The organism is Nonomuraea purpurea, from assembly GCF_042650645.1.
Taxonomy (GTDB): domain Bacteria; phylum Actinomycetota; class Actinomycetes; order Streptosporangiales; family Streptosporangiaceae; genus Nonomuraea; species Nonomuraea purpurea.
On the sequence record NZ_JBHSBI010000023.1, the window covers coordinates 64,346 to 89,650 of the forward strand.

Sequence of the window (25,305 nt, forward strand, 5' to 3'; positions counted from 1 at the left end):
GTAGGAGTGTCTGGGTCGAGCGAGATCAGCCTGCCTCACGCAGCGGTTGGAACTCGACGCTGAGCCGCATCTCCAGAGCCTCCGCCAGACGCTCCAACATGGGGATGGTCGGCATCGTCCCCCCTGCCTCGAACCGTGCCACCGCCGGCTGTTTCAGCCCGGTGCGCTCCGCCAGTTCGGCTTGGGTCAGCCCCAGCTGCTCACGCCGCAGCCTCACGGCCTCACCCAGTTCGAACCGGATCCTGGCCGCCTCGTAGGCCACTCCGGCACCGGGACGACTCATTATCTCGGACTTCCTGTCGGCCCAAGTCCTGCGCTCATTCACGCCGCTCACTCCTCATCAGTGGTGTGCGCCTCACTGATACACCGCCGTAGGGCCCGCCACGCACGATCGATCTCAGCAGTCTCGCGCATCCGCTGCTTGCGGAACACTGTCAGCATGACGATCCGTCTCCCCGGAGCGATCCAGTAGGTGATCCGCACCGCCTCCCGGTGGAGGTGAAACCGCAGCTCCCGTAGTTTGCCGCGGAGCTGACGAGTGTAGGGCTCGTCGAGCAGGACACCACGAGCAGCCAGTAGGTCGATGTAGAACGCCGCTGTTTCCTGGTCTTCCTGATCAAGTGTGTCGAACCACTCATCAACTTCTGGTTCCAGCTCCACCTCTCCCCAGTTCATAACACGAACGTTATAGTAGATGCAAGAGCCGGGTCTTGGAGAAGTGAATTTGCCCTGTTACGTGCCGCATGAACAGCGGGCGATGCACATTCGGACGCCAATGTCTCCGTGGCTCTGGCCCGCCTCCTCTTCGGCGAGACGATGGCTGACGGGATGATCGAGCGGGCGGCGTGCGCACGCCCCAGGAACCCGGTGATCCCGTTGGGTGTCCCTGTTCCTGGCGCGTCAGCCAATCCGTCCGGCGCTCGGTCGGAGTGAGCACGAATTCTGGGCCGTAGGCCCCGGCACGCAGTTCGATGCTGTGGACTGGGCGAAGCCAGCGCAGGTAGGGGTTACCCCATACCGGTCCACCGGTGCCAAAGGGACAGAGCGCTCCGTAGCTTCCCGCGATGGAGGCGAGATGATACGGATCTTCTCGTCGATCGACCCCCTGATGTCTGAACGGAGACTCTTCCATTCGAACAAGGCCAACGTCTTGGACGTCACCCGCGAATCGGCGGTTCGATCAGGCCGCAGCACACGCCCGCGGTGCCGGCTATAGGTGCGACGTCGTCATCAGCTCCTGCTCATCGCGACCTGGCCCGTCTGAAGGGCGGGCGGTGGGCCCAGGTGACCCAGCGCCAGAGCCACTCGATGGGGCCCTGGCGGTGGCGGCGCAGCCAGAGGGTGGAGAACAGCCACTGGGCCAGGAGGATGGCTCCCGCGGTCAGGTACGCCGTCGTCAAGGACTGGCCGATCGGCAGGCCGAGGATGTGGGCAGCCGCCAGGACGAGGAGTGTGGCGGTCAGATAGTTGGTCAGTGCCATCCGGCCCAGTGGCGCGAAGACGGCCTGCAGCGCCGGTCGCAGCGGCGTTCTGAGCAGGGCCAGCAGGGCACACACGTACACACCGGCGAGCAGCAGATCGGCCAGGCTGGACATAATAGAGGACGGCTGCGTCATGCCTGCCCCGGTTTGCACACCGGCCTGTACCCACAGGGCAGCGGTCGCGCCCGCCGCGAAGACCAGGCCCAGCAGGAGTGGCCCTCGGGCGGATCGCTCGATCTGCTCGATCACCCCGTATCGGACCAGTGCCGAGCCCAGCAGGAACAGGCCGGCGATCAGCAGGGGCCCGCCCCCGCCGCCGATCAGCGCCGCCGGGATGAGTGCGGCGGCGAGGCCGGCCACGGCCCATCGCGGCAGCCAGGTCGAGGGCAGCAGCACCAGCATTCCGACGATGGCGTACTTGGTCAGGATTTCGCCCGGCCACAGGAGCATGTGCACGAGGCCGATCGCGAGCAGCGCCAGAAGCCGGCGCAACAAGACCAGCCGTGGGCGGGGGACGCGGTTCGCGGCGGAGTCCAGCAGCAGCGAGAACCCGATACCGAACAGCACGGAGAAGATCGGGAGCCCGAGCCAAGGGTCCCAGTCACCCATGGGCTGCGCCACGACGGCGGTGCCGCCGTTGGCTATCAACTGGATGTTGGCGAGCAGGATCTCGCACAGCGTGAACCCACGCAGCACGTCGAGCGCGGTGATCCGGGGCCGACCAGCGGTCTGGGGCTGGCCGGACGCGGGCACGGCGGTCTCGGGCCGATCGTAGGAGGCGGTGGCGGGTCCGTCGTGCGGAGGACGATGGCCGGCCGGGCCCTTGGGGTGCGGTTCCTGGGAGCGATCTTCGCGCGGCATGGGGCCTCATCCTGCAGGGCCCGTCTGGGGCACGGCACCGGTCCAAAGCACGGTTCACGGCGTCCGAGACCGTACTTTCGGGCGGTTCCGCGATACTTCCGCACCCAGACCGTGTCATGAGAAGCTGCGCTGATGATCCGAATCGGGCCGTAGGAGTCGATGGTGCGCATGAAGTCGCAGCAGGAACCGCCACCGAGTGACGCTGAGACTGCAGAGCACATGCGAAACCTGGCCGAGCTCTTCGTTGAGCACACGCGCGAGGACGGGTACTCCTTCGATTGGGACCCGGCGTTCATCCACCATCTGGACAACTACTGCACCGAGTTCGCCGCCTCGAAGCCGCCTCCTGAGGTCATCCACAGCGTGATCATGGGTGCGGGAGCGTATCTGGGCGAGATGATCGTCCGAAACAGCGACTGGACGTGGGTGTACTGCACGGACGAGAACGCCGCCGCCGTGGAGAACCCCGAGCAGCTTCGTGGCTATCCGCACAACAAGGTCGCCAAGCGAATCCACAAGGGAGTGGAGCACGACCTTGAGGCGTTCTTCAAGTACGCCGTGACAGGAGAAATTCCGCACGGGACGACTGCCCGTGTCAGCAGGCCTTCATGGTGGAAACGGCTGAGGTCGAGAGCCTGATCGTCATGCCGTTAGTGGCCCCGAAGGGCGGTCGGTCCGGCGGGCGATAACATCACGGCCATGGCGGATTGGGGCATTCGGCCGGCTTCGGCGGCGGACGTCGAGGCTGTGGCCGAGTTGCGAGCCATGGTGCTGAGGGCGGATCTCGAGCGGCTCGGGCGGTACGACGGTCAGCGTGTGCGGCAGCGGCTGCGGGACGGGTTCGCGCCGGCGCATACCTGGATGATCGAGGTGGATGACGCCCCGGCGGGCTGCGTGGCGCTGCGGCCGACGAAAGGCACCTACTGGCTGGAGCACTTCTACCTGAGCTCGGATTCCCAGGGCAGAGGCATCGGGTCTGCGGTGCTGAGCAGGCTGCTGGAGCGGTGCGACCGCGAAGAGGCCATGGTTCGGCTGAACGTGCTGCAGGGCAGTCCGGCCCGCCGGTTGTACGAGCGGCACGGGTTCGCGGTCGAGGCCGAGGACGAGGTGGACGTGTTCATGGTGCGCCACCCGAATTCGTCTGGCGATCAGCCAGCGGGAACCGAGCCGTCGCCATCAACCGAAAATGGTTTGCCGGAGCTGTGATCCCGCCCCCAGGATCACCGCATGAGCGATGAACTGGCCGGACTAGACGAACTCGTCATCCGGGGGCAAACGATCAGAGGCATCAAGCTCATCAAGGACGCCTTCGAATGCACCATTCACGAAGCCCTCGACTTCTACGATGACCGGTATCGCAGGCTACGCCAGACACGTCCCGACGACTTCGCCAAGAGCCATGAGGAGTATGGGGAGGGTTCCTGATGAACCAGGACCTCCGGCGGGGCGCTCCTGCTCCAGGATGATCGTCGCACCGCCGCCAGGATCGAACGCGACGGCGCGTCAGGCCAGGTCAGCGGGGTGCCAATCCCAGCACGGCGGCGTTGCCGTTGGCGTCGATCTTGATGATGGCCGCGGCGCGGTTACCCGCCAGTTCGTCCTGCACCCTCGCCGCCTTGTCCTGCGGGAGGAACAGGCTGTCGATGCCGCACGACAGCCACCCGTAGCCCTCCGACTCGCAGGCGATGTAGGGGCCGCTCGCGGGGCGCTGCCGCACGATGGTCGATCCCTTCCACAGGCGGCCGTCCCGCACCAGTGGGACGTACACCCGGCCCGGCGACTGGTCGTCGGCTCTGGGCAGGCCGGGGTAGTCCAGCCGGACGTACGCGCCCCGCAGTGGGTCGATCGGGTCGACCGGGCCGACGGCCAGCCGGTACTCCGTGCCGGTCACCCTCGCCGACAGCCTCGGGCCCACGGCCACCACCAGCAGCACGGCCTGGAGGACGAGGGCCGCGGCAACCAGGACCGGGCGTGACAAGAACACCGATCGGCTGATCATCGGGGACTCCTTCCAGACGCCTCGGGGGCGGCGCTGTTCATGAGGACTCCCCGGGTCATCGGGTGGCCTCCATCAGGCGGTGGCGGGCGTAGTTCGCCAGGAAGCCCGTGCCGATGAACACGACGCCGAGGGCCAGGAACAACGCCGCCCCGGTGAGCAGGGGTTGGAAGACGGCGAAGCTCTGCACGGTGACGAAGAGCACCAGCGCGGCCGTCGCCAGGTAGACGAGGTAGGACAGATCACGCCGGGCTGCGACGACGGCGAACCAGGCGGCTGCCAGCACGTAGGCCAGCGTGCCGACCACGGCGCGTGCCGTCTGCTCGGCGCCGAACCCGCCGATGTACCCGTAGTCGCCCCGCGGGGTCCATATCACCAGCAGCATCGCCAGCCCGATCATGCCCGCGACGGCGAGCGCCTCCCATCGTCCCTCTCTACGGGTCAGGAGGACGGCGATGATGGCGATTGCCGTGGCGGCCAGCCCTGCCCACAGCGCCGGCGACTCGAACGCGCCGTTCGCGCCCACTCCGGGGAAGGCGGCGACGAACAGCCCGGACAGCGACAACACCACTCCGGCCAGCCGCCACGGCCCGGCAAACCGGGCCGGCCGCCCACCGTCCCGCAGGCGCCCGCTGTCGTGGAGGGTCGCGATTGCGTACGCCACCGCGCCGGCGGCGAGCAGGCCGACGGCGATCGCGCCCGCGCCGCCGCTCTGCTCACCGACGAACCAGCCGTACCACACGGATGCGATCATCAAGGCCACGACGAGCGGGCCCGTGGCCGCCGCGGCGTACGCGTACGCCAGCGCGCCACCCGCCCACACACCGAGCAGGCTGGAGGTGTAGGCGGGGACCTGCAGACTCTGCGCCGCCTGGAAGATCACCCCTCCCCCGGCGAGTACGGTGACCAGCCTGGCCGACAGCCGCCCGCCCTCCTGCGGCAACGTTTCGCCGGCCACGGCCGCGGCGATCCAGATCACCGTGATGCCCACGAACCTGACCAGTGGTGACAGTTGGTCGAGGTTCGCCGAGACCAGCCAGATCAGCCCGATGCCGAGGAATCCGCCACCGAGCAGCAGTACCAGCCTCTCCAGGCTGAGCCTCCTGCCGGGGACGTATCCGGCTTCGATGCGCCGTGCCGTGCCTTCGTCGATGACGCCTTCGGCCTGCCACCGGGCCAGTTCACCCCGTAGCCAGGCCAGGCGCCGAGCGGGAACCCGTCGCGTAGGTGCCATCCGTCCCTTCTTCCCTCGCCCCGCACGCCGAACAGGAGGCGGGGGATCCGGAGTCAGCCTTGCACGACGCGGCAAAAGAGTAATGAGTACGGATACTCAGGACGAACACCGCACCTCCGCTACAGAGGGGTGTTCGAGGCGTGGCGGCGAAGCTGCAGGTGGGCGTCCGCGAGGGCGGCTTTCAGCTCGGCGATCTCGCGTTCGTACCGGGGGTCCGGCCGTTCGCCGCCGAGACGTTCTTCTGGAGGATCCGGCCGGCTTCGTCCGGGTTGCCGATGCTGTGGACGAGCCCTTTCATCAGGGCCGCGATGAACCGCTTGGCCAGGTCCGGCTGTTCCTGGGCGATCTTGGTCGTGGTGACCAGCACGTTGCCGTAGCGTGACCCTGGTGGTACACCACATGCGAACCCGGCTCTTCTTCGTGCGTCACGGGGACTCCCTCCACAAGAGAGAAGGCGTGATAGGCGGCCCGAAAGGATGCCGCGGCCTCACCGGCATCGGACGCGAACAGGCCGCAGAACTCGGAGCACGAATCGCCGCCGAAACCGCAGGCGACAAGGCGTCGATCTACTCCTCGCCCCTGCCACGGGCCGTGGAAACAGCCGCTGCGATCTCAACGGCCTGCGGCCTGCCCGCCGCGCAGGACTGCGGGCTCTGCACCTGGCACAGTCCGCTGGAGGCAGACGGGCTCACCCACGCGGAGTACGCCCGGCGCTTCGACATCGAAGGCGGCGGCATCTACCGGCCCTTCCAGCAAGGCAACGAGACCTGGGCCGAGATGGTCACACGCACCAGCCGCACCGTCATCGACCTCGCCCACCGCCACCGAGGCGAAACCGTCATCCTCGTCGGCCACGCCGAAACGGTCGAGATCTCCTTCAACGCCCTCGGGCTGCTTCCCGTCTATCGTCCCTTCGACCTGGAAGTGTCGCCCGCCTCGTTGACGGAATGGGTCACCGATCAAGACCCCACACAATGGCCACCACCCAGATGGACACTCGTCCGTTTCAATGAAATTGCCCCATCTGGAAGACTTACTCGATGACGCAGACTTCCCAACGGCAGGCCGAGCATCCCGAACGGCTGGTCAAGGGACATCCCTTTCGGCAGTGGAAGACGTGGCGGATACCCGGGACCACGTTCACTCTCACCGGGTACTCACGGGCGAACGACAAAACCTTCTTCCACATACCGGAGCTGCGATGCGTCCTGGACGCCGGGTTGTGCGAAGGGCGGCAGGCCGAGACGGTCTTCCTGACGCACACGCACCATGACCACGCCAAGGATCTCGACTACCTCGCCTCCAGGGCGTCCGGCACCGACATTTACCTGCCCGCCGAGGCGCTGCCCTACGTGGAGGCTTTTCTGCGCGCGTCCGCCGAACTGAATCACGCGGCGCCGTACGATCCGGCGCTGGCCCCGGCCTGTCGGCTGCACGGCGTGCGACAGGACGACGAATTCACTTTCGGCCCTCGCGGTCACCACGTCCGCGTGGTGCGATGCGAGCACAAGGTGCCCTGCGTGGGCTACGCGTTCTCCGAGAACGGCAAGGAACTGCTGCCCGAATTGCAGGACCTGCGGCGCGCTCTCGTCCAGGACGGGCGGGGCGAGGAGTTCGGGCAGCTGGTGGCTCGGAAACGGCGTGAAGGCGTGGAGGTGGAACGGCAGGTGCGCCGTCCCCTTTTCGCTTTCCTGGGCGATACGCATGTGTCGGTGTTCGAGCGGAATCCCTGGCTGTTCGACTATCCGGTCATCATCACCGAGTGCACCTTTCTCGACGACAGCCAGTTGCCTCGCGCCGACCGGGTCGGGCACACGGTCTGGAGCGGGCTCAAACCCGTGATCGAGGCGCACCCGGAGACGTTGTTCGTCCTGACCCATTTCAGCCTGCGCCACTCCGATCAGGAGGTGGTCGCCTTCTTCGACAAGGAACGGCACGACAACGTCCTGGTGTGGGCGCACCGGGAAAGCCATCTGCCCGAGCAGCACCAGTCGAATTCCGCGCGGTAGGCGGGTAACGTCCGATCATGGACACGATGGCCGTCGAGCAGAACGGTATCAACGCGGTTCCGCCTTCAGGCGGGATGGTGTAGGCCCGCGCGTGAGTGCCATTCAGGGCGCGAGCGTGCAGCGACCGGAACTGCTTGCGACGTCTCAACCACGTACGGTAAGGTTTCCGTGATCGAACTGGCAAGCGACAACCAAGCTGGCCGTGAGATCACTTCCTGGATTCATCGGTACAACGAGGCCGCCGGACGGGCGGTGACAGGACGTGGAGACTTGCCGGTGGGCGGGTCGGTGAAGCGTCAAGCATCCTGTTCCACAGCTCGTGCTGCTTCGCGGCATGAACTGCTGCGTTAGCAGCACGGGAATCCTCGCCTCTATCAGGGCGAGGAGCACGTCAAATGATCCTCATGGCCCCGAAGCTGAGCATCAGCGGGACGCTGGAGACCACGGCGGGGCCCGGCGGCTGGGTGGGCGGGGTCATCTTCGCCATGACGCTGCTGGGCCTGGGCTGGGTGAACTGCGGCGCCGACTACTCCCGTTACCTGCCCCCCCACATCGCGCCCCCGGTCGGTGGCCCTGTGGACAATGCTGGGCGGGGCGCTGCCGCCGATGGTGCTGCTGGTGTTCGGGGTGCTGCTGGCGGGCGGCGATGCGAAGCTGGCCGAGGCCGCGGGCGGCGATCCGGTGGCGGCGCTGGCGGGGGCGTTGCCGACGTGGTTCCTGCTGCCGTACCTGTTGACCGCCATCGGCGGTTTCCTGGCCGGGGCGATCATGGACATCTACTCGTCGGGGCTGTCGATGCTGGCGCTCGGCGTGCCGATCAGACGGCACTACGCGGTGCTGATCGACGGGGTGCTCATGCTGCTCGGCGGCTACTACCTGCTGTTCGTCTCCACCAGCTTCCTGGGCACCTTCCAGGCGTTCCTGGCGATCGCCGGCGTCGTGATGGCGGCCTGGGTGGCCATCTTCCTGGTGGACATGTGGCGGCTGCGGGCGGGCGGCCGGGCCTACGACGAGCGGTTCTTACGGCCCGGCGCGCCCGCGCTCAACTGGGCCGGGCTGGTGTCGCTGGTCGTGGCGTCGGTCGTCGGGCTGGGGCTGATCACCTCGGCCGACCCATACATCGCCCGGGTCGTCGGATTCCTGATGAGTGATGAGCTGGAGTCGAGCACGTTCGGGGCGGCGAACATCGGCGTGGTGATCGCAATGGTGACCGGTGGAGTGCTGTACTTCCTGGCGACCGTGGTGCGGCGGCCCAGGGCCGCCTGAGCGCGGGAGCGTTACCATCAGTGATTGATGATGGACATTCCGTTGCGGTTGCTGCGATGGACGGCGCACGTCACGGCCTGCGGGCTGCTGGTGATCGCCGTGATCACCGTGCTGCGCGAGGGCCTCGTGGCGCCGGCCGTCGGGGGTGTGCTGTTCGGGCTCGCCTACGCCGCCGCCCTGGTCTGCTGGCGCAGGGTGACCTGGTGGGGGCCTGTGGGACTGGGCGTGGTGACGGCGGGGTGGGCGGTGCTGGCCGTGGCGGCGCCGCCGTTCGTGTGGCTGGCGTTCCCGCTGCTGTTCGCCTACCTGGAGTTGCTGCCGCTGTGGGGGGCGATGTTCGGGGTGGCGGTGCTGACGTCGGCGGCGATCCTGGCGGCGGCGTGGCACGCGGGTGAGTTCACGATGGCGCTGGTGGTGGGGCCCGGCGCGGGGGCCGTGGTGGTCACGCTGCTGGCGCTGGCGTGCAAGGCGCTGCACGCCGCGACCAGGTCCAAGGCGTCGGACGGCGCCGGCCCTAAGCTGTGACGATGGCGAAGTCCCGTACCGGATGGTCCAGTACGGCGACCAGCCGCCGCAGCACCGACGTGTCCCCCTCCCGCTCCACCCCCTCGACCTCCTTGCCCGACAACAGCCCCACGAGCTGCGTCTTGGTCAGCCGCAACGTCAGGTCGGCGCTGTCGTCCCCGGGTGCGGGCTGCTGGATGAGCGCGCCGTTGGACAGCGTCGTGCGGTGCCGCTCCCCCAGGTCGATCAGGTGCCAGTCGATGGACAGCCGCTCCCCCCAGGCTCTCGGCCCGTTGACGCGGATGGCGATGGAGTCGAAGATCTGCTCCACACTCAGCGCGGTCAGCAGGTCGGCCGAGGCGGTGTCCATGGTGGCGGGCACGATGCCGTCGGACAGTTCCAGGGCGCCCATGAGGTAGAAGTTGCGCCAGGTGGCGTTCTCGGCGCCGTGACCGAGCCGGGTGTAGACCTCGGCGAGCAGGTCTCTGGCCTCCTTGTTGCCCTCGTCGGCGAAGACGGCGTGGTTGAGGAGCTGCGCGGCGAAGCGCAGGTCGTTCTCGTCGATGTAGCGCCTGGCGCAGGCGACCACGGCCGCGCCGCCGCCCAGGCATTCGACGTACCGGACGGCGCTCTCGCGCGGCGGATGTTCCCACAGGTGCGCGGGGTTGCCGTCGAACCAGCCGAGGTAGCGCTGGTAGACGGCCTTGACGTTGTGGCTGACCGAGCCGTGGTAGCCGCGGGTGTGCCAGGACTGCTCCAGTTCGGGCGGCAACTGGACGGACTCGGCGATCTCGGGCGCGGTCAGGCCCCTGTTGAGCAGGCGCAGGGTCTGGTCGTGCAGGTAGGCGTAAAGGTCCCGCTGCTGTCCGAGGAAGCGCGCGATGGCCTGGCTGCCCCAGGTCGGCCAGTGGTGCGAGGCGAAGGCCACGTCGGCCTGGTCGGCGAACAGGGAGATGGCCTCGGTGAGGTAGCGCGCCCAGGCGCGGGCGTCGCGGACGGCGGCTCCGCGCAGGGGCAGGAGGCTGTGCTGGTTGTGGGTGGCGTCCTCGGCCAGGCAGAGGACGCGGCGGTCGGGGAAGAGGAAGGTCATCTCCGAGGGCGCCTCGGTGTCCGGCGTGAGCTGGAAGACGATCCTGACGCCGTCGACGACCTCCTCCTGCCCGGTATGGGTGATGTCGACCGTGGGCGGGATGAGTGACACCGTGCCCGTCGAGGTGGTCAGGCCGAGCCCAGAGCCGATCTGGCCCTCGGGGGAGCGCGGTAGAGCCGGGCCGTACATGTAGACGGCGCGGCGGACCATGGCCGGGCCCGCGTAGACGTTCTCCGACACCGCGTGCCGCATGAACCCGGCCGGCGCCAGGATCGGGACGTTTCCATCGGTCACCCCGCGCACGCCGCCGAAGTGGTCGGCGTGCGAGTGGGTGTAGATCACGCCGGTGACCGGGCGGTCGCCTCGGTGGGCGCGGTACAGCTTCAGCGCGGCGGCGGCGCACTCGACGGAGATCAGCGGGTCGATCACGACGACTCCGCGTTCGCCCTCGACCAGGGTCATGTTCGACAGATCCAGGCCGCGTACCTGGTAGACGCCGTCGGCGACCTCGTACAGACCCTGTTTGGCGCAGAGCTGGGCCTGTCGCCAGAGGCTGGGGTGGGCGGTTTTCGGGCAGTCCTGTTGGAGGAAGTCGTAGGAGTCGTTGTCCCAGACGACCCGGCCGTCCGCCGTTCTGATCACCGCGGGGCTCAGCTTGGCGATGAACCCGCGGTCCGCGTCTCCGAAGTCGCCCCTGTCATGAAATGGAAGGTCTGCCATGCCAAGGCGCATGCCCCCGATCGCCTCCAGAACGCTCAACAAACACCCCTAATAGGATGAATCTCGGGCAATAGGGACATCCGCCTCCGGCCGCGCCATGTGATTGGCTTTCGGTATGGAAGCGTGTGTGTTCGATCTCGATGGCGTGCTGGTCGACTCAGAACCGGTCTGGGAGGAGGTACGGCGGGCCTTCGTCGCCGACCACGGCGGCACGTGGCAGCCGGACACGCAGTCCAGGCTCATGGGCATGAGCACCCCCGAGTGGGCCGCCTACCTGCACGAGCTGGGGGTGCGGATGGCCCCCGACGACATCGCGCGCGGCGTGGTCGAGCAGATGGCGGCGCGCTACCGCGACGAGGTGCCGCTGATGCCGGGGGCGGTCGAGGCCGTGCGCCGCCTGTCGGAGCAGATCACGCTGGGCTTGGCCAGCTCGTCCCCGCGCCGGTTGATCGATGTGGTGCTGGACGCGGCGGAGCTGAAGGGGTGCTTCGCGGCCACCGTCTCGACCGAGGAGGTCCCGCGCGGCAAGCCCGCCCCCGACGGGTACCTGGAGGCGGCCCGGCGGATGGAGGTCGACCCGCGCGGCTGCGTCGCGGTGGAGGATTCGAGCAACGGGCTGCGCTCGGCGCACGCCGCCGGCATGCGCGTGATCGCCGTGCCGCATCCCCACTACCCGCCGGCGCCGGACGCGCTCGCGCTGGCCTGGCGGGTCGTCCCCGACCTCGGCGCGCTCACCGTCGAGTCGCTCGGATAACCCCTTTCCCCCGAGTCGCTCACGTGACAGCGGAGGTCGGATGGCTATGCTTACGGAATCGTGCGAGACATTACGGTTTTTAGCGGTAGCGCCCATCCCGACCTCGCCGAGGAGATCTGCGCCCACCTAGGCACGCCCCTGCACCCCGTACAGGTCAACCGCTTCGCCAACGACGTGCTCGAAGTGCAGCTGCAGGCCAACTGCCGCGAGCGCGACGTGTTCCTCATCCAGCCGCTCGTCCCGCCCGTCCAGGAGCATCTGGTCGAACTGCTGCTCATGCTCGACGCCGCCCGCGGCGCGTCGGCGGCCAGGATCACGGTCGTGCTCAGCCACTACGCCTACGCGCGGTCGGACAAGAAGGACGCGCCGCGCATCTCGATCGGGGCGCGGCTGGTCGCCGATCTGATGGTGACCGCGGGCGCCAGCCGGGTGCTGGCCATGACGCTGCACTCGCCGCAGGTGCACGGCTTCTTCAGCGTGCCCGTCGACCACCTGCACGCCCTGCGCGAACTGGCCGCCCACTTCCGCCGCTACGACCTGTCGAACACGGTCGTCGTCTCCCCCGACCTCGGCAACGCCAAGGAGGCCGCGCACTTCGCCCGCCTGCTGGGCACCGAGGTCGCGATGGGCGCCAAGCAGCGCTTCAGCGACGACCGCGTGGTGATCAGCTCCGTGATCGGCGACGTCACCGGCAAGGACGTGATCATCCTGGACGACGAGATCGCCAAGGGCAGCACGGTCATCGAGCTGCTCCACCGGCTGCGCGAGCAGCGCGTGCGCTCTGTGCGCGTGGCCTGCACCCACGGGCTCTTCGCCGACGGGGCCATCGAACGGCTGGGCGCGCTGCCCGAGGTCGAGGAGATCGTCTGCACCAACACCGTGCCGCCGCCCAAGCCGAGCGACAAGCTCACGGTGCTGTCGATCGCGCCCGCCCTGGCCGAGGCCATGCGCCGCATCCATGACGGCGAGTCGGTAAGCGCCCTTTTCGGAACACCCTGACGTAAAGATCATCGATCGCTAAACTGCGCCAATGGGCTGGAACTTAGAGGTAACGGCGGTCAAGACCGACGAGCTCTTCCTGGCGGTGCCGGACGTCTTCCTGTCCACGGAGACCACGATGAGTTTCGAGTACGCGACCTCCTACGAGCGTTTCCCCGACCTGTGCGTGGCGCAGGTCGGGGACTGGGCCGTGGTCCTCGACTCCGGCCAGAGGCTGTCCGGGAGCACCGACTACCTGAAAGAGCGGTCGGCGGGCACCGAGCTGCACCTTGTAAGGGTCGATACTCCGGCCATCGCCCTGCACTACGCGAACGGTCAACGGGTGACGGAAGAACAGAGTCCCGATGATGAAGACGGCGAAACGTGGGCGATGGACCTCCTGTACGACAGGATCGGCATCAGCTTCGGTGACCTTTGGGACGTGAAGTTCACAGTCTTCGAGGTCTGAACTTGATGATCAGCCCGCGACCTTGGCATGCTCCTGACCATGGTGAATACGGAGCTTGCAGGTCAGATCGTCCTGGTGACCGGCGCGAGTGGCGGGATCGGCGCGGCGATCGCCCGTGCGTTCGCGGCTGAAGGGGCGCGCGTCGCCGTGCACTACGTCACGGCGACGTCCCCTCCCCCGGGGGCCGCGTGGGAACACGTCACCTTCGGCCCCGACACGGCGGAAGCCCTGGCCGGGGAGCTTGGCGACGCGGTGGCCGTCCATGGCGACCTGCGCGAGCCGGACGCGGCGCCGCGGCTCTTCGACGAGGTCGAGCGCCGGTTGGGGCCCGTGGACGTGCTGGTGAACAACGCCGCGCACTGCGAGTCCCCCGACACGTTCGGCTCCTTCACCGCCGGCGGTCTGCGCCGCCACTACGAGGTCAATGCGGTCGCCCCGGCCCTGCTCATCTCCGAGCTGGCCAAGCGCCGCACGGACGGAACGAGCCCGTGCGTGGTGAACATCTCCACGGACGCCGCCCGCGCCTTCCCCGGGCAGGTCGGTTACGGAACGTCGAAGGCGGCGCTTGAGGCCCTCACCCGCGCGGCCGCCCTCGACCTGGCCGCCGACGGCATCCGCGTCAACGCGGTCGCGCCGGGGCCGGTGCAGACGGGGTGGATGGACGCCGAGACCTATGAGCACGCCCGTTCTGTCGTGCCGCTGGGACGGGTCGGAGAGCCCGCCGACATCGCCGACGCCGTGGTGTTCCTCGCCTCGCGTCAGGCTCGGTGGATCACCGGCCAGGTGCTGCAGGTGGCCGGTGGCCATGCGCTCTGATCGATATCAGCTTCCCTGACAGCCGCGAATCGATCATAGTTTGCATCATGCACGCAGCTACCGACCGCCTGCTGAGGCTCTACCTGGAGAGCGTCGAACCGGCCGTGCCACTGGTCGCGCTGTGGGCTCACGGCTCGCTCGCGGCCGGCGACTACCAGCCGGGACGCAGCGACCTCGACCTGATCGCCATCGTGGACGAGCCCGTGACCATGGAGCACTGGCGGCGGATCAAACGCGTGCACCGGGGGATCGAGCTGCCGCTGGCGGACAAGCTGCACTGTTCGTACATGGCCCGGCAGGAGCTGTCCGACATGTCGACCGAGCATGTGACGTGGGCGCACGAGAGCATCTTCCGCCGCACTGTCACCGCGGTGACGCGGCGCGAGCTGCACCAGGGAGCCCTGGAGCTGTTCGGGCCACCGCCCGCCGAACTGCTGCCGCCGGTGTCGGACGCGGAGCTGGCCGGCTTCGTCCGGGCCGATCTGCGTGACTTCTGGCTGGACAGGACGCGGGGGCGGCGGCGCTGGCTGCGTGACATCTGGGTGGACCTGGGCATGGTCACGGTCGCCAGGGCCACGGTCACCCTCAGGGACGGGCGGCTGATCAGCAAGCGGGAGGCCCTCGACGTGCTGGCCGAGATGGGGGCGCCGGAGAACGTGGTCGCCGACGTGCGGGCCCGCAGGTACGACACGCCCGCGCCGGTGCTGAGCCGGTTCAGGAGGGCGAAGCTGGCGCGCGCGTTCATCCGGTCCGCGATTCTGAAGGCTCTTGCCTGAGGAAGGATTGTCAGGCTCGTCCGGGTTGTTGGAGGGATAGAAGTTACCCGGATTTCAGCCTGAAATGGGGAAAGGACGGCACATGGGGGAAAGCAGGCAGTCCTATCTGGTGGCGGCGGCGTCAGCCGTGTCGCTCCTGCGCGAGCCGACCGTGAGCGCGGCGTGGAACAAGCCGAGCGCGCTCACCGAGTTCAGCATCGCGGGACTGGCCGGGCACCTGGCTCACCAGCTCGTCAGGGTCCACGACGTGCTCGCGCAGAACGGGGAGGTCCAGGAGCCGACCGAGCTCATCGAGCACTACTCTCGCTCGCCGTGGGTGCAGGCGGGGCTCGACCACGAGAGCAACGTCGGCATCCGTCGCCACGGCGAGGAGTCCGCGGCCGAAGGCCCAGAAGCACTGGCCGACAGGGCCCAGGCGCTGCTCGACGGGCTGCGTGTCGCGCTGCCCGCCGAACCGGCCGACCGGGTCGTGTACCTGCCCTGGGCCGGCTGGTCGCTGCGGCTGGACGACTTCCTGCTCACGCGGCTGGTCGAGCTCGTGGTGCACTCCGACGACCTGGCGGCCAGCGTGGGCGTCGACACACCCGAACTGCCGGCATCGGTCATCAGCCCGGTGGTGGAGCTGCTGGCCCAGCTCGCCGTGCACCGCCACGGGGCGACGGCGGTCATCCGCACGCTCAGCCGCGCGGAACGCGCCCCTGCCACGATAAGCGCCTTCTGAGCCGCACGCGGCCCGCCGCCTCGGGGGCGGGCCGCGATTCGCTCACGGACGAGGCGAATGGACGGTGACCTCGGGATAGTCCTTGACCGGGGTCCGCTTGCCCAGCAGGTGCCGGTCCAGGAAGGACGCGAGGTGCTCGCGGGTGATCCGCAACGCCCGCGCGCCGTCCAGCTCCTGCGCGGGGAGGCCGAGCTGGGGACGCAGCACCGCATAGTCGACGAACGCCGCGTGGTCGGTGCCCGCCACCGTGATCCAGCGCTTGGCCCCCTTCAGGTTGGGCCACGAGTCCCTCCAGGTCTCGTCGGTGCCGTCAGGCATGTGCGACTTCGGCGCTCCGACCAGCATGAACGGCCGCTTCAGCGGTGCCACGAGCGGCTGGAACGTACCGTCCAGGTTGACCCCGGCCTTGATCCGCGGATCGGCGAGCATGGCCTGGGCGGCGCTGTTGCCGCCCATCGAGTGGCCCGCCATCGCGACCTTGCCGATCATCCGGCCCCACCGGCTCTTGGCGAGCTCGTCCAGCACGAACCGCACGTCGGCCACCCGGCTCGCGGCCACCTTGGCGCCGTCCTGGCCCTTCACGCAGGCCAGGCAGGAGGTGGTGCGCCCGTCGGGGAACGTGGTGGCGGCCGACTCGTAGGTGTGCTCCACCGCAGCGACCAGGTATCCCCTGCTCGCCAGGTCCTCGCCCAGGGAGGTGAGGGTGGCGCGGGGGAAGCTGAAGCCCGGTGACATGACGACCAGCGGCAGCCGCGTCCCGCGCGCCGGGGCGTCGACCCGCGCGTACGTCCTGACCTTGGTGAGCGCGTCGGGCGGCACGTCCGGGTAGCTCTTCAGGACCGCGGCCGACTCCTGGGACGTCAGGTACGGCGCCGGCCTGCCCTCGGCCCGTTTGGCCGGGTACCAGAGCGTGACCATCAGCTCCCGCTTGCCGGCCTCCGGGTTCCACGGGTCGGGACGGCCGGAGTCGACCAGATGCAGGCTGGTCGTGCCGACGGGCTTCGACCCGGTCGGCTTGGGCAGGACGGGAGCGGCGACAGGCTTCGACCTGGTCGGCTCAGAAAGGACGGGGGTTGGCTTGGACAAGGCGTGGGCCGATCCGCCGCCACCGAGGACGATCGACGACAGGGCCGCGAGGGCCAGAATTCTGCGCATGGGCCCAGGCTCGCGGCCGGACCCGGCGCCCGGCCCGCCCCGATCGTCGATCGGCTCTTACTACTTTCGTCGTAATGCCCTTTACGGGCTGCCCCATACGCTGGTCGGCATGCGGTTCGTTCTGCTCGGCGGGGGTGTGTTCGCCCTCTCGCTCCTGGTGCTGCACGGGCAGGCGGGGGTGCCGTCGAGCCTGCCGGCGCCCGTGCTGGTCGCGGTCGCGGCAGCCGCCGGCCTGGCCGCCTCATGGGCGCGGCGGTCCTGGTGGCCACTGGCCGCCGTGGGCGCCGTCGCCTACGCCTGGCTGGTGGTGTGGCCGCCGCTGCTCGTCGCCTCCTACTACGCGGGCCTGACCCTGGACAGGGGCCGTGACCTGGCCGCCTACCTCGGCGGCTGCGTGGCGGTGTGCGGGGCTGCCACGCTGGTCGGCGCGTGGCAGGGCGGCGCGCGGGAGATGGCGACCTCTGTCGCGGGCAACGCGCTGCTGCTGGCGCTGGCCGTGATGGTCCTGCCGGCGGCTCTGGGGGCCTGGGTGCGCGCCCGCCGCGAGGTCGTGCGGACGGCCAGGGAACGCGCGGAGAACGAGCAGGTCATGCGGGCCGAGCAGGCCAGGGCCCAGGAGCGGGCCAGGATCGCCAGGGAGATGCACGACGTCGTCGCGCACCGGGTGTCGCTGATCGTGCTGCACGCGGGGGCGCTGGAGATGCGGGCGGCCGACGACGAGACGGCCGAAACGGCGGCCATGATCGGCGGGATCGGCCGGGAGGCGCTGGCCAACCTGCGCGACGTGCTCGGCGTGCTCCGCGCACCCCGGCAGGACGGCGAGCTCCGTCCTCCGCCGACGCTCGGCGACCTCGACCGGCTGCTCGACCAGTCGCGCGCGCTGGGCATCGCGGTGACCAGGCACGACGAGGGCGAGGCGCGGGCGGTCGAGCCTGCCGTGGAGCGGACGGCGTACCGAGTGGTCCAGGAGGCGCTCACCAACGTGCACAAGCACGCGGGGGACGTGGGCGCCGACGTGCGCATCCGCTACGGGCCTCGCGAGCTGGAGGTGGAGGTGCGCAACCAGGCGCCGCAGGCCCCGCGCGCGGAGCTGCCCGGCGCGGGCTGGGGCCTGGTGGGGCTGCGGGAGCGGGTGGAACTGCTCGGCGGCACGCTGCGCACCAGCCAGGAGGACGGCGGCGGCTTCCTGGTCAGCGCGAGGATCCCGGCATGACCAGGGTGCTCATCGCGGTTGGTATGAGGAGCCCCGCATGATCAGAGCATTCATCGCGGCCAGTGTGCGGAGCCCGGCATGATCAGGGTGCTCGTCGTGGACGACGAGGAGCTCGTCCGGTCCGGGCTGCGGCTGATCCTGGAGGCGGCCGGTGACATCGTGATCGTCGGCGAGGCCCGTGACGGCGCGGAGGCCGTCTCCGCCGCGCGCCGGCTGCGCCCCGAGGTCGTGCTGATGGACGTGCGCATGCCCGGCACGGACGGCCTGACCGCCGCCGCCCGGCTCCTGTCCCAGCAGGACGCCCCCAAGCTGATCATGCTGACCACGTTCGACCTGGACGAGTACGTGCACGAGGCGCTCCGGCTGGGCGCGGTCGGATTCCTGCTCAAGGACACCCCGCCGAGAGAGCTGGCCGCCGCCGTCCGCACGGTCGCGGGCGGCCAGGCCATGCTCTCCCCCTCGGTCACCAAACGCCTGCTGGCCTCATACGCCGACCGCGCGCCGTCCCGCGCCGAGACCGCCCGCAGACAACTCGCCGCCCTCACAGGACGCGAAGAGGACGTGATCAGGGCGCTGGCCCGCGGCCTGTCCAACGCCGAGATCGGCCGCGAGCTACGCCTGACGGAGGCCACGGTGAAGGCGCACGTCAGCCGCGTGCTGGCCAAGCTGGGCCTGGCCAACCGCGTCCAGGCCGCGATCCTGGTGCACGACGCCGACCTGGGCTGACCCGCGATCGTCAGCGGATCCAGACGTCTTCCATCTCCTCGATGACGTCCTCGGGGCGCCCCACCCGGAAAAGGGACACAGGAAGCGCCTCCGGCCCCTCCATGTATGGGGCGAACCCGCATATCTGCCGCGCCAGTCCCTGAAAATCCAGCTCGGACAGGTCGGACAGGTCGGCCGACTCGTCGACGCCGGCAGCACGCAGCAGAGCCGGCACGTCGCCCTTGACCCTGAACCCGTCCGACCATTCGGTTGTCACCGGCTGCAGACCCGGCAACCAGAAGATCAGCTGCATGTAGTCGGCGACCATGTCGAGGAACACCTTGCTCACGATGCTTGCTTGCGGGTGCAGTCGCTGCTGGTTCCAGACCTCGGTGTCGGCGTAGTCCACCAGATCACCCGCGAGCCCGGCATCGTGCACGTAGACCACCTGACCCCAGCAACCCACCATGACGAGGTCGAGATCCGCGGGCTCGTACGGCATGACCTCGCAGTCCTTCATGGCCCGCTGCCCCAGGCTCTCCAGGACCCGCTCGACCGACGTCAGCGAGTTGACCACCTCGAGAGCTCGATCAGGATCGTGAGCCGCGACACCCGCGTTGATCGTCCTGAGGTCGGCCTCCAGCTCCGGCCCGGGAAACACCAGGGTGAGATTGGTGGAACTGTCCCGCACCCGGATCTCCCCGTCGGAGTCCGACAGCTGGTAGTACTCCTCGTACTCGTCCGACATCGGTCTACTGGTTGCCGACGAAATGGCAGGCGGCCTGGGCGTCCGGGACGGCGGGAAGGATGTCGAGCAGCTCCGACCTGCACCTGGCGTCGATCCCGGCCTCGGCCGCCTTGCCCGAGGCGAGCACCTGGCAGCGGGCGTGGAAGCGGCAACCGCCGGGGATCCTGGTCGGGTCGGGCGGCTCGCCCGTCAGCACCACCCGCTCAGGCGACTCGGGCAGCACCGACATCAGAGCCTGTGTGTACGGGTGCCGCGGCGCGGTCAGCACCTGCTCCACGGGCCCCGACTCGACGATCCTGCCCAGGTACATCACGGCCACCCGGTCGGCGATGTTCCAGGCCAGGCCCAGGTCGTGGGTGACGACCAGCGCCGACAGGCCCAGCTCTTCGCGCAGCTTGAGCAGCAGGGCCAGGATCTCGCCGCGTACGGAGGCGTCCAGCGAGGCCACCGGCTCGTCGGCGACCAGCACCTTCGGGTTCAGCGCCAGCGCTCCGGCGATCACCACGCGCTGACGCTGACCGCCCGACAACTCGTGCGGGTAGCGCAGGAAGAACCGGTCGGGCGGACGCAGCCCCGCCCTGGACAGGGCCGTGGTCACGATCTCGCGTTCGTCCGGCAGGCCGTGGATGCGCGGGCCCTCGGCGACGGCCTCGTACACCGTGTGCCGGGGGTTCAGCGAGCCCATGGGGTCCTGTAGGACGAGCTGCACCTGCCTGCGGTAGGCCTTGAGCGCCTTGGCGGAGTAGTGCAGGGCGTCACCGGAGTAGCGGACCTCGCCGGAGGTGGGGCGTTCGAGGCCGAGCAGCGTCCGGGCCAGGGTGGTCTTGCCGCAGCCCGACTCGCCGACCAGGGCCACGATCTCGCCCTCGCCGATGGCCAGGTTCACACCGTCCACGGCCCTGGCCCTGCGCCCGCGCGAGGAGAACTCCACGTGCAGGTCGCGCGCCTCCAGCAGGGTCGGCCGTGTCGTCGAGACGGTCTTGGTGCTGGTCCGCGTCTCCGTCATGAGGCCTCCTCCTTCTCCCTGACGTGCACGCAGGCCGCGCTGCGGCGTTCGCCGGCGGGCCACAGGTCCACGTCCAGGGTCGCGCACTCCTCCAGCGCGACCGGGCATCGCGGGTGGAACGAGCAGCCGCCCGGGAGCTGCATCGGGTCGGGCGGGTCTCCTCCGAGGCCCTTCGGCGCCAGCCGTGAGACCGGGTCGCCCACCGTCGGGAACGCCGCTGCCAGCGCCCGGCTGTAGGGGTGCTTGGCGTCGTGGAACACCTCGCGCGACGGGCCGTGCTCGACGACGCGGCCCGCGTACATGACGGCGAGCTGGTCGCAGACGTCGGCCAGCACCGACAGGTCGTGCGAGATCATGATCAGTGAGATCCCGTGCTCGGCCACCAGCTTCTTGATCAGGGACAGCACCTGCGCCTGGACCATCACGTCGAGCGCCGTGGTCGGCTCGTCGGCGATGATCAGCCGGGGAGAGCACGCCAGCGCCATCGCGATCATCACGCGCTGCCGCTGGCCGCCCGACAACTCGTGCGGGTAGCTGCGGGCCCGCCAGGCGGGCAGGCCGACCTGTTCGAGCAGCTCGGCCACGCGCTTGCGGGCGGCCTCCTGCTTGGCCAGGCCGTGGACGAGCAGCGGCTCGGCGATCTGGTCGCCGATCCTGCGCACCGGGTTGAGCCCGTGCTGGGCGCCCTGGAAGACGATCGAGGCCTCGGCCCACCGCACGGCCCGCATGCGGCCCCACTTCATGGTGAGCACGTCCTCGCCGTCGAGCAGGATCCGGCCGCCGACGCGCGCGTCCCGGGGCAGGAGCCGGAGCAGCGCCATGGCCAAGGTCGACTTGCCGGATCCCGACTCGCCGGCGACTCCGAGTGCCGCTCCGGAGTCGAGGGTCAGCGACACACCGCGCACCGCGGGCACCTCACCCGAGGCGATCCGGTACGTCACCGACACGTCGTCGAGTTCAAGAAGGCTCACGCCGACCTCCTCAGGCGCGGGTTGAGCACGGTCTCCAGCGCCCTGCCGACCAGGGTGAACGCCATGACGACGACGAGGATGGCCAGGCCGGGGATGAGGATGTACCACCAGGCGCCCTGCGTGGCCGCGCCGTAGTCGTAGGAGGCGCGCAGCATGGTGCCCCAGGAGGTCTTGTTGGAGCTGGCGCCCAGGAAGGCGAGCGTGGACTCGGTGACGATCGCGCTGGCGACCTCCAGCGTGGTGCTGGCCAGCAGCAGGGGCGCCACGTTGGGCAGCACGTGCCGGGTGGTGACGTGCCAGTGTCCGGCGCCCAGCGCCTTCGACCGCTCGATGTAGGGCCTGGATTCCACGGCGAGCGTCTGCGCCCTGATCAGCCGGGCGGTCGACGGCCAGGTGGTGATCCCGATCGCCATGATGATCGTGAAGGTGCTGCCGCCCAGGATGGCCGCCAGCACCAGGGCCGTGACCAGCGACGGGAGCACCAGGAACCAGTCGGTGACCCGCATCAGGGCGCCGCCCAGCCAGCCGCGGAAGTGCCCGGCGGCGACGCCGACCACCAGGCCGATCACGATGCTGAGCAGCGCGGCCAGGAAGCCGATGAGCAGCGAGGTGCGCGAGCCCCACCACACCATCAGCAGAATCGAACGGCCCGACTCATCGGTGCCGAACGGCTCGCCGAGGCTCGGCGGCGCCCACCTCTGCCCGACGCCCTCGATGACGCTGGTCACGTTCTCGCCGATGAACAGCGGCGCGGCCAGGGCGAGCAGCACGGCGACGAGAAGGACCACCATTCCAGCCATTCCGGCGCGGTGGTGGCGGAACTCGGCCCAGAAGCGGCTCAGCGCCAGCTTCCTGCGGTCCGCGGCGACGCTCGTCATGCCGACCTCACCCTCGGGTCGAGCATGTGGTAGACCACGTCGGCCAGCGTGTTCATGAGGATCACGGCCACGGTGATCAGCAGGAACGTGCCCTGCATAAGCGTGAAGTCAGGCACTCTGACCGCCTCGTAGAACAGTTGCCCGAGACCGGGCCAGGTGTAGATCGTCTCCACGGTGACCGCGCCGCCGACCACGAACCCGATGCGCATGAACACCAGCGTCACGGTGGGCAGCAGCGCGTTGGGCACCGCGTGCCTGCGGCGTACCTCGTCGTCGCGCAGCCCCTTGGCGCGGGCCACGGTGACGTAGTCCTGGCTGGTCTCCTCCAGCAGTGACGAGCGCATGACGAGCAGGTACTGCGCGTAGACCACGGCCACCAGGGTCAGGCACGGCAGCACCATGTGGGAGGCCACGTCGAGCACGTACGCGAACCCGTCGGGCGCGTCCACGCTCTCGATGCCCCGGAACGGGAAGATGCCGGGAATGGGCCCGATGCCGACGCCGAACACCATCATCAGCAGCAGCCCGAGCCAGAACGTCGGCACGGACCACAACACCAGCGACGCGCCGGTGGAGAAGCGGTCGAACCGGCTGCCGTGCCGCCAGCCGGCCCGTGTCCCCTGCCAGATGCCCAAGCTGACCGCGATGACCAGCCCGGTGCCCGCCAGCAGCAGCGTCGGGCCGATCCGCTCACCGATCAGGTCGAGGACGGGCCTTTTGTACTCGTAGGACGTGCCGAGGTCGAGCCTGAGCGTGTCGCCCACGAAGTCGAAGAACTGGTCGATCAGCGGCTTGTCCAGGCCGAGCCGGCGGCGTTCCAGGTCGAGCTGGGCCGGGGTCATGTTGCGGCCCTGGGCGAGATTGCGCACAGGGTCGCCGGGCAGCAGCCGGAAGACGAAGAACGTGCCGACGATCACCATGGCGATGCTGAACAGCGCCCCACCGGCCTTCGACAGCGCGTACTGCAGCGTGCCTCGGTGGGTGGGGCGCTCGTCACCAGGGCCCGCCGCCTGGACGGCGGGCTCTGCTGCCTCTAGGGGTGTGGTCATTCGCGCTCGTCGGCGACGCTCTTACGCCGCCTGCTCAGCAGGAAGCCCGCCAGTCCGATGACCACCACTCCACCCACGATGCCGGCGATGAGGCCGGTGTTGGACCCGCCGCCGGAGGCGGCGTTGCTCGCGGCCGGGGCCTTGACGTCCACGGTGTAGAACGGCCAGTAGCCGCTGCCGCCGTACAGCAGGCCCTTGTCCTCGGGGATCGAGGTGATGCTCAGGACCCGGTCCTTGCGGAAGCCCTCAAGGTCGTTGGGGTAGTAGATCGCGATGACGGGGGCGTCGGTGTAGAGGCGCTCCTGCATCTGCTTGAGGGTCTCGACGCGCTTGGGCCGGTCGAGCTCCTTGAGCTGGTCCTGGTAGAGCTTCTCGAAGGTCTCGTCGCAGTAGAACGACTCGGTGCCGCCGCCTTCGCCGGCCGCGTTCGGCCTGCGGCTGCACAGGTGCGTCTGCATGATTTCCTCGGGGTCGGGGTTGACCGACCAGCCGCTGATGGCGATGTCGAACAGGCCCGTGACGCCCGTCTCCTCCGTGAACTTGCTGGAGTCGAGCTTGTTGGTGGTCAGCGTGATGCCGATCTCCTTGAAGAAGCCCGTCAGGTATTCGGCGAGCTTGTCCTCGATCGGGGTGTCGGTGTGGATGCTGAAGCGGAACTCAAGCTTGCGCTTGCCGTCGGGCATCGTGCGGATGCCGTCGGAGCCCTTCTTGTAGCCGGCCTCGTCGAGGATCTGGTTGGCCTTGGCGGGGTCGAAGCCGACCTTGGTGTCGCCCGTGGCCTCCCAGAAGAACTCCTTGTACATCGGCGGCACGATCGAGCCGTCGGCGGGCTTGGCCAGGCCGTTCTGGACCTCGGCGGCCAGCTTCTGCTTGTCGATCGCGTAGTGCAGCGCCTGGCGGACCTTGACGTCCTTCAGCGCCGGGTGGCCGTCGCCGACGGGCTTGTCGTCCGTGGTGGTCGCGCCGTGGTTGATCTGCAGGTACGCCGCGCGGCGGCCCTGGACGTTCCACGCCTCGATGCTCGGGTCGTTCTGGATGGCCTCGAACTCCGGCGGGTTCATCCGGCCGAGCAGGTCGATGTCACCGGCCTTCAGGCCCGCGACGGCGGCCTGCGGGTTGTCGTAGAAGATGACCTGCAGCTCGTCGACCTTGGGCTTGCCGCGCCAGTAGTCCGGGTTGGCCTTCAGCTTGACGTACTGATCCTTCTTGTGCTCGATCGGGATGTACGGGCCGCTGCTCACCGCCGGGTACTTCTCGGCGTCGTAGTTGGCCATGTCGGTGACCGATTCCCAGACGTGCTTGGGCACGATCGGGACCGGGTTCTCCAGCATGGACGCCTGCGGCGACTTGAGCTTGATGGTCAGCTCCTGGCCGTTGGCCGTGACGGTCTCGAAGTTCTCCACCGCCGGACCGTTGGCCGTCTTGGCGGCCTCGTCGGTCATCATCTTGTTGAAGGTCCAGGCGGCGTCCTCGGCCGTGATCGGCTGGCCGTCGGACCACTTGGCGGTGCGGATCTTGAACGTCCAGGTGAGCCCGTCCTCCGACGTGGTCCACGACTCGGCCAGGTCGGGGCTGGGCTGGAGCGTCTTGGGGTCGGACACGGTCAGGTAGCCGTACGTCCAGCGCAGGATCGCCGTGGAGACCAGGCGGACCGCGAGGAACGGGTTCATCGAGTCCATGGACTGGGTGGCGCCGACCCGAAAGATCTTCTTCCCCGCCGCAGGATCCTGGGCAAGGGCAGCCGTGGTGCCCTGACCTGCTATTAATACCGCGACGCCCAGCGCAGCCAGGCGCGCGAACCATTTCCTCATGTGTGCCTCACCTTCAGGCGGGGGTTTTCCTGTGTAGAGAAAGGCACACCATACGGGGACCGTGTGTCAACGAGGGGCGGAAAATTGTTTCATC

The 25,305-nt window shown here is 69.0% G+C and carries 29 protein-coding genes; 15 read left to right on the forward strand and 14 right to left on the reverse strand.

What is annotated here, in order from left to right; genetic code table 11:
- Window positions 1–25: 25 nt before the first annotated feature.
- The 3 genes from ACFOY2_RS36175 to ACFOY2_RS36185 form a co-directional block, all read right to left on the reverse strand.
- Window positions 26–283, reverse strand: coding sequence for a helix-turn-helix domain-containing protein (locus ACFOY2_RS36175; RefSeq protein WP_379532615.1), 258 nt, complete (start codon window positions 281–283; stop codon window positions 26–28).
- Between the two features lie 47 nt (window positions 284–330).
- Window positions 331–675 (reverse strand): type II toxin-antitoxin system RelE/ParE family toxin, encoded by a 345-nt coding sequence (locus ACFOY2_RS36180; protein WP_379532616.1) that lies wholly within the window; start codon window positions 673–675, stop codon window positions 331–333.
- Between the two features lie 566 nt (window positions 676–1,241).
- Window positions 1,242–2,342, reverse strand: a complete 1,101-nt coding sequence (locus ACFOY2_RS36185) for a DUF418 domain-containing protein (RefSeq protein WP_379532617.1) — start codon at window positions 2,340–2,342, stop codon at window positions 1,242–1,244.
- A gap of 219 nt (window positions 2,343–2,561) precedes the next feature.
- On the opposite strand from ACFOY2_RS36185, the gene ACFOY2_RS36190 reads away from it, so the two are divergent.
- From ACFOY2_RS36190 to ACFOY2_RS36200, 3 genes are read left to right on the forward strand one after another with little or no spacing between them, the layout of a single operon-like run.
- The gene (locus tag ACFOY2_RS36190; RefSeq protein WP_379532618.1) at window positions 2,562–2,981 is read left to right on the forward strand and encodes a hypothetical protein; all 420 of its coding nucleotides are present in this window, start codon (window positions 2,562–2,564) and stop codon (window positions 2,979–2,981) included.
- A 60-nt stretch (window positions 2,982–3,041) separates the two neighbouring features.
- Complete coding sequence (locus tag ACFOY2_RS36195) at window positions 3,042–3,548, forward strand: GNAT family N-acetyltransferase (protein ID WP_379532619.1); 507 nt, start codon at window positions 3,042–3,044, stop codon at window positions 3,546–3,548.
- Window positions 3,549–3,569: 21 nt separating this feature from the next.
- Window positions 3,570–3,767, forward strand: a complete 198-nt coding sequence (locus ACFOY2_RS36200; RefSeq protein WP_379532620.1) for a hypothetical protein — start codon at window positions 3,570–3,572, stop codon at window positions 3,765–3,767.
- 88 nt (window positions 3,768–3,855) lie between these two features.
- Here ACFOY2_RS36200 and ACFOY2_RS36205 read toward each other — a convergent pair whose 3' ends face one another.
- The 3 genes from ACFOY2_RS36205 to ACFOY2_RS36215 all read right to left on the reverse strand — a co-directional run bounded on the left by ACFOY2_RS36205 (window position 3,856) and on the right by ACFOY2_RS36215 (window position 5,939).
- Entirely contained in the window at window positions 3,856–4,341 is a 486-nt protein-coding gene (locus tag ACFOY2_RS36205) for a GDYXXLXY domain-containing protein (protein ID WP_379532621.1), read from the reverse strand.
- Window positions 4,342–4,396: 55 nt separating this feature from the next.
- Window positions 4,397–5,572 carry a DUF2157 domain-containing protein gene (locus tag ACFOY2_RS36210; RefSeq protein ID WP_379532622.1) on the reverse strand — a complete coding sequence of 392 codons (1,176 nt, stop codon included), beginning with the start codon at window positions 5,570–5,572 and terminating at the stop codon, window positions 4,397–4,399.
- A 181-nt stretch (window positions 5,573–5,753) separates the two neighbouring features.
- Window positions 5,754–5,939 carry an ABC transporter substrate-binding protein gene (locus tag ACFOY2_RS36215; RefSeq protein WP_379532623.1) on the reverse strand — a complete coding sequence of 62 codons (186 nt, stop codon included), beginning with the start codon at window positions 5,937–5,939 and terminating at the stop codon, window positions 5,754–5,756.
- A gap of 11 nt (window positions 5,940–5,950) precedes the next feature.
- Between ACFOY2_RS36215 and ACFOY2_RS36220 the strand changes: the two genes are divergently transcribed.
- From ACFOY2_RS36220 to ACFOY2_RS36235, 4 genes are all read left to right on the forward strand, one after another.
- Complete coding sequence (locus ACFOY2_RS36220) at window positions 5,951–6,616, forward strand: histidine phosphatase family protein (protein WP_379532624.1); 666 nt, start codon at window positions 5,951–5,953, stop codon at window positions 6,614–6,616.
- Entirely contained in the window at window positions 6,613–7,581 is a 969-nt protein-coding gene (locus tag ACFOY2_RS36225; RefSeq protein WP_379532625.1) for an MBL fold metallo-hydrolase, read from the forward strand. The genes ACFOY2_RS36220 and ACFOY2_RS36225 overlap by 4 nt, the downstream gene beginning before the upstream one ends.
- Window positions 7,582–8,148: 567 nt before the next feature.
- Window positions 8,149–8,847 carry a hypothetical protein gene (locus ACFOY2_RS36230; RefSeq protein WP_379532626.1) on the forward strand — a complete coding sequence of 233 codons (699 nt, stop codon included), beginning with the start codon at window positions 8,149–8,151 and terminating at the stop codon, window positions 8,845–8,847.
- A gap of 24 nt (window positions 8,848–8,871) precedes the next feature.
- Complete coding sequence (locus ACFOY2_RS36235) at window positions 8,872–9,372, forward strand: hypothetical protein (RefSeq protein ID WP_379532627.1); 501 nt, start codon at window positions 8,872–8,874, stop codon at window positions 9,370–9,372.
- Here ACFOY2_RS36235 and ACFOY2_RS36240 read toward each other — a convergent pair.
- Complete coding sequence (locus ACFOY2_RS36240) at window positions 9,362–11,161, reverse strand: alkyl/aryl-sulfatase (protein WP_379532628.1); 1,800 nt, start codon at window positions 11,159–11,161, stop codon at window positions 9,362–9,364. The genes ACFOY2_RS36235 and ACFOY2_RS36240 overlap by 11 nt on opposite strands.
- A 127-nt stretch (window positions 11,162–11,288) precedes the next feature.
- Between ACFOY2_RS36240 and ACFOY2_RS36245 the strand changes: the two genes are divergently transcribed.
- The 6 genes from ACFOY2_RS36245 to ACFOY2_RS36270 all read left to right on the forward strand — a co-directional run bounded on the left by ACFOY2_RS36245 (window position 11,289) and on the right by ACFOY2_RS36270 (window position 15,675).
- Window positions 11,289–11,915 (forward strand): HAD family hydrolase, encoded by a 627-nt coding sequence (locus ACFOY2_RS36245; RefSeq protein ID WP_379532629.1) that lies wholly within the window; start codon window positions 11,289–11,291, stop codon window positions 11,913–11,915.
- A 60-nt stretch (window positions 11,916–11,975) separates the two neighbouring features.
- Window positions 11,976–12,914, forward strand: coding sequence for a ribose-phosphate diphosphokinase (locus ACFOY2_RS36250; RefSeq protein WP_379532630.1), 939 nt, complete (start codon window positions 11,976–11,978; stop codon window positions 12,912–12,914).
- Between the two features lie 31 nt (window positions 12,915–12,945).
- Window positions 12,946–13,362 (forward strand): hypothetical protein, encoded by a 417-nt coding sequence (locus tag ACFOY2_RS36255; RefSeq protein ID WP_379532631.1) that lies wholly within the window; start codon window positions 12,946–12,948, stop codon window positions 13,360–13,362.
- A 39-nt stretch (window positions 13,363–13,401) separates the two neighbouring features.
- Window positions 13,402–14,178, forward strand: coding sequence for an SDR family NAD(P)-dependent oxidoreductase (locus tag ACFOY2_RS36260; protein WP_379532632.1), 777 nt, complete (start codon window positions 13,402–13,404; stop codon window positions 14,176–14,178).
- A 47-nt stretch (window positions 14,179–14,225) separates the two neighbouring features.
- Window positions 14,226–14,954: a nucleotidyltransferase domain-containing protein gene (locus ACFOY2_RS36265; protein ID WP_379532633.1), complete on the forward strand. Its 729-nt coding sequence runs from the start codon at window positions 14,226–14,228 to the stop codon at window positions 14,952–14,954.
- Window positions 14,955–15,036: 82 nt separating this feature from the next.
- Window positions 15,037–15,675 (forward strand): maleylpyruvate isomerase N-terminal domain-containing protein, encoded by a 639-nt coding sequence (locus ACFOY2_RS36270; RefSeq protein WP_379532634.1) that lies wholly within the window; start codon window positions 15,037–15,039, stop codon window positions 15,673–15,675.
- 42 nt (window positions 15,676–15,717) lie between these two features.
- Here ACFOY2_RS36270 and ACFOY2_RS36275 read toward each other — a convergent pair whose 3' ends face one another.
- Window positions 15,718–16,830, reverse strand: coding sequence for an alpha/beta hydrolase family protein (locus ACFOY2_RS36275; protein ID WP_379532635.1), 1,113 nt, complete (start codon window positions 16,828–16,830; stop codon window positions 15,718–15,720).
- A gap of 109 nt (window positions 16,831–16,939) precedes the next feature.
- Between ACFOY2_RS36275 and ACFOY2_RS36280 the strand changes: the two genes are divergently transcribed.
- Complete coding sequence (locus ACFOY2_RS36280) at window positions 16,940–18,043, forward strand: sensor histidine kinase (protein ID WP_379532636.1); 1,104 nt, start codon at window positions 16,940–16,942, stop codon at window positions 18,041–18,043.
- A gap of 78 nt (window positions 18,044–18,121) precedes the next feature.
- On the forward strand, window positions 18,122–18,769 hold the full coding sequence (locus ACFOY2_RS36285) for a response regulator (RefSeq protein WP_379532637.1): 648 nt from the start codon (window positions 18,122–18,124) through the stop codon (window positions 18,767–18,769).
- 10 nt (window positions 18,770–18,779) lie between these two features.
- Here ACFOY2_RS36285 and ACFOY2_RS36290 read toward each other — a convergent pair whose 3' ends face one another.
- From ACFOY2_RS36290 to ACFOY2_RS36315, 6 genes are read right to left on the reverse strand one after another with little or no spacing between them, the layout of a single operon-like run.
- Window positions 18,780–19,496 (reverse strand): DUF6333 family protein, encoded by a 717-nt coding sequence (locus tag ACFOY2_RS36290; RefSeq protein ID WP_379532638.1) that lies wholly within the window; start codon window positions 19,494–19,496, stop codon window positions 18,780–18,782.
- Between the two features lie 4 nt (window positions 19,497–19,500).
- On the reverse strand, window positions 19,501–20,502 hold the full coding sequence (locus tag ACFOY2_RS36295) for an ABC transporter ATP-binding protein (protein WP_379532639.1): 1,002 nt from the start codon (window positions 20,500–20,502) through the stop codon (window positions 19,501–19,503).
- Window positions 20,499–21,473 carry an ABC transporter ATP-binding protein gene (locus ACFOY2_RS36300; protein WP_379532640.1) on the reverse strand — a complete coding sequence of 325 codons (975 nt, stop codon included), beginning with the start codon at window positions 21,471–21,473 and terminating at the stop codon, window positions 20,499–20,501. The genes ACFOY2_RS36295 and ACFOY2_RS36300 overlap by 4 nt, the downstream gene beginning before the upstream one ends.
- Window positions 21,470–22,351 (reverse strand): ABC transporter permease, encoded by an 882-nt coding sequence (locus ACFOY2_RS36305; RefSeq protein ID WP_379532641.1) that lies wholly within the window; start codon window positions 22,349–22,351, stop codon window positions 21,470–21,472. Before ACFOY2_RS36305 ends, ACFOY2_RS36300 begins: the two co-directional genes overlap by 4 nt.
- Window positions 22,348–23,400, reverse strand: a complete 1,053-nt coding sequence (locus tag ACFOY2_RS36310) for an ABC transporter permease (RefSeq protein WP_379532642.1) — start codon at window positions 23,398–23,400, stop codon at window positions 22,348–22,350. The genes ACFOY2_RS36305 and ACFOY2_RS36310 overlap by 4 nt, the downstream gene beginning before the upstream one ends.
- Complete coding sequence (locus tag ACFOY2_RS36315; RefSeq protein ID WP_379532643.1) at window positions 23,397–25,211, reverse strand: ABC transporter substrate-binding protein; 1,815 nt, start codon at window positions 25,209–25,211, stop codon at window positions 23,397–23,399. The genes ACFOY2_RS36310 and ACFOY2_RS36315 overlap by 4 nt, the downstream gene beginning before the upstream one ends.
- Window positions 25,212–25,305: the final 94 nt, after the last annotated feature.

What these genes read in the sequence shown, in the direction of transcription:
- ACFOY2_RS36195 (WP_379532619.1), top strand. Translation starts at nt 3,042, where the DNA reads ATGGCGGATTGGGGCATTCGGCCGGCTTCGGCGGCGGACGTCGAGGCT.
- ACFOY2_RS36180 (WP_379532616.1), bottom strand. Translation starts at nt 675, where the DNA reads ATGAACTGGGGAGAGGTGGAGCTGGAACCAGAAGTTGATGAGTGGTTC.
- ACFOY2_RS36210 (WP_379532622.1), bottom strand. Translation starts at nt 5,572, where the DNA reads ATGGCACCTACGCGACGGGTTCCCGCTCGGCGCCTGGCCTGGCTACGG.
- ACFOY2_RS36240 (WP_379532628.1), bottom strand. Translation starts at nt 11,161, where the DNA reads ATGGCAGACCTTCCATTTCATGACAGGGGCGACTTCGGAGACGCGGAC.
- ACFOY2_RS36295 (WP_379532639.1), bottom strand. Translation starts at nt 20,502, where the DNA reads ATGACGGAGACGCGGACCAGCACCAAGACCGTCTCGACGACACGGCCG.
- ACFOY2_RS36185 (WP_379532617.1), bottom strand. Translation starts at nt 2,342, where the DNA reads ATGCCGCGCGAAGATCGCTCCCAGGAACCGCACCCCAAGGGCCCGGCC.
- ACFOY2_RS36225 (WP_379532625.1), top strand. Translation starts at nt 6,613, where the DNA reads ATGACGCAGACTTCCCAACGGCAGGCCGAGCATCCCGAACGGCTGGTC.
- ACFOY2_RS36310 (WP_379532642.1), bottom strand. Translation starts at nt 23,400, where the DNA reads ATGACCACACCCCTAGAGGCAGCAGAGCCCGCCGTCCAGGCGGCGGGC.
- ACFOY2_RS36270 (WP_379532634.1), top strand. Translation starts at nt 15,037, where the DNA reads ATGGGGGAAAGCAGGCAGTCCTATCTGGTGGCGGCGGCGTCAGCCGTG.
- ACFOY2_RS36205 (WP_379532621.1), bottom strand. Translation starts at nt 4,341, where the DNA reads ATGATCAGCCGATCGGTGTTCTTGTCACGCCCGGTCCTGGTTGCCGCG.
- ACFOY2_RS36275 (WP_379532635.1), bottom strand. Translation starts at nt 16,830, where the DNA reads ATGCGCAGAATTCTGGCCCTCGCGGCCCTGTCGTCGATCGTCCTCGGT.
- ACFOY2_RS36280 (WP_379532636.1), top strand. Translation starts at nt 16,940, where the DNA reads ATGCGGTTCGTTCTGCTCGGCGGGGGTGTGTTCGCCCTCTCGCTCCTG.
- ACFOY2_RS36315 (WP_379532643.1), bottom strand. Translation starts at nt 25,211, where the DNA reads ATGAGGAAATGGTTCGCGCGCCTGGCTGCGCTGGGCGTCGCGGTATTA.
- ACFOY2_RS36265 (WP_379532633.1), top strand. Translation starts at nt 14,226, where the DNA reads ATGCACGCAGCTACCGACCGCCTGCTGAGGCTCTACCTGGAGAGCGTC.
- ACFOY2_RS36255 (WP_379532631.1), top strand. Translation starts at nt 12,946, where the DNA reads ATGGGCTGGAACTTAGAGGTAACGGCGGTCAAGACCGACGAGCTCTTC.
- ACFOY2_RS36200 (WP_379532620.1), top strand. Translation starts at nt 3,570, where the DNA reads ATGAGCGATGAACTGGCCGGACTAGACGAACTCGTCATCCGGGGGCAA.
- ACFOY2_RS36305 (WP_379532641.1), bottom strand. Translation starts at nt 22,351, where the DNA reads ATGACGAGCGTCGCCGCGGACCGCAGGAAGCTGGCGCTGAGCCGCTTC.
- ACFOY2_RS36190 (WP_379532618.1), top strand. Translation starts at nt 2,562, where the DNA reads ATGCGAAACCTGGCCGAGCTCTTCGTTGAGCACACGCGCGAGGACGGG.
- ACFOY2_RS36290 (WP_379532638.1), bottom strand. Translation starts at nt 19,496, where the DNA reads ATGTCGGACGAGTACGAGGAGTACTACCAGCTGTCGGACTCCGACGGG.
- ACFOY2_RS36175 (WP_379532615.1), bottom strand. Translation starts at nt 283, where the DNA reads ATGAGTCGTCCCGGTGCCGGAGTGGCCTACGAGGCGGCCAGGATCCGG.
- ACFOY2_RS36285 (WP_379532637.1), top strand. Translation starts at nt 18,122, where the DNA reads ATGATCAGGGTGCTCGTCGTGGACGACGAGGAGCTCGTCCGGTCCGGG.
- ACFOY2_RS36260 (WP_379532632.1), top strand. Translation starts at nt 13,402, where the DNA reads ATGGTGAATACGGAGCTTGCAGGTCAGATCGTCCTGGTGACCGGCGCG.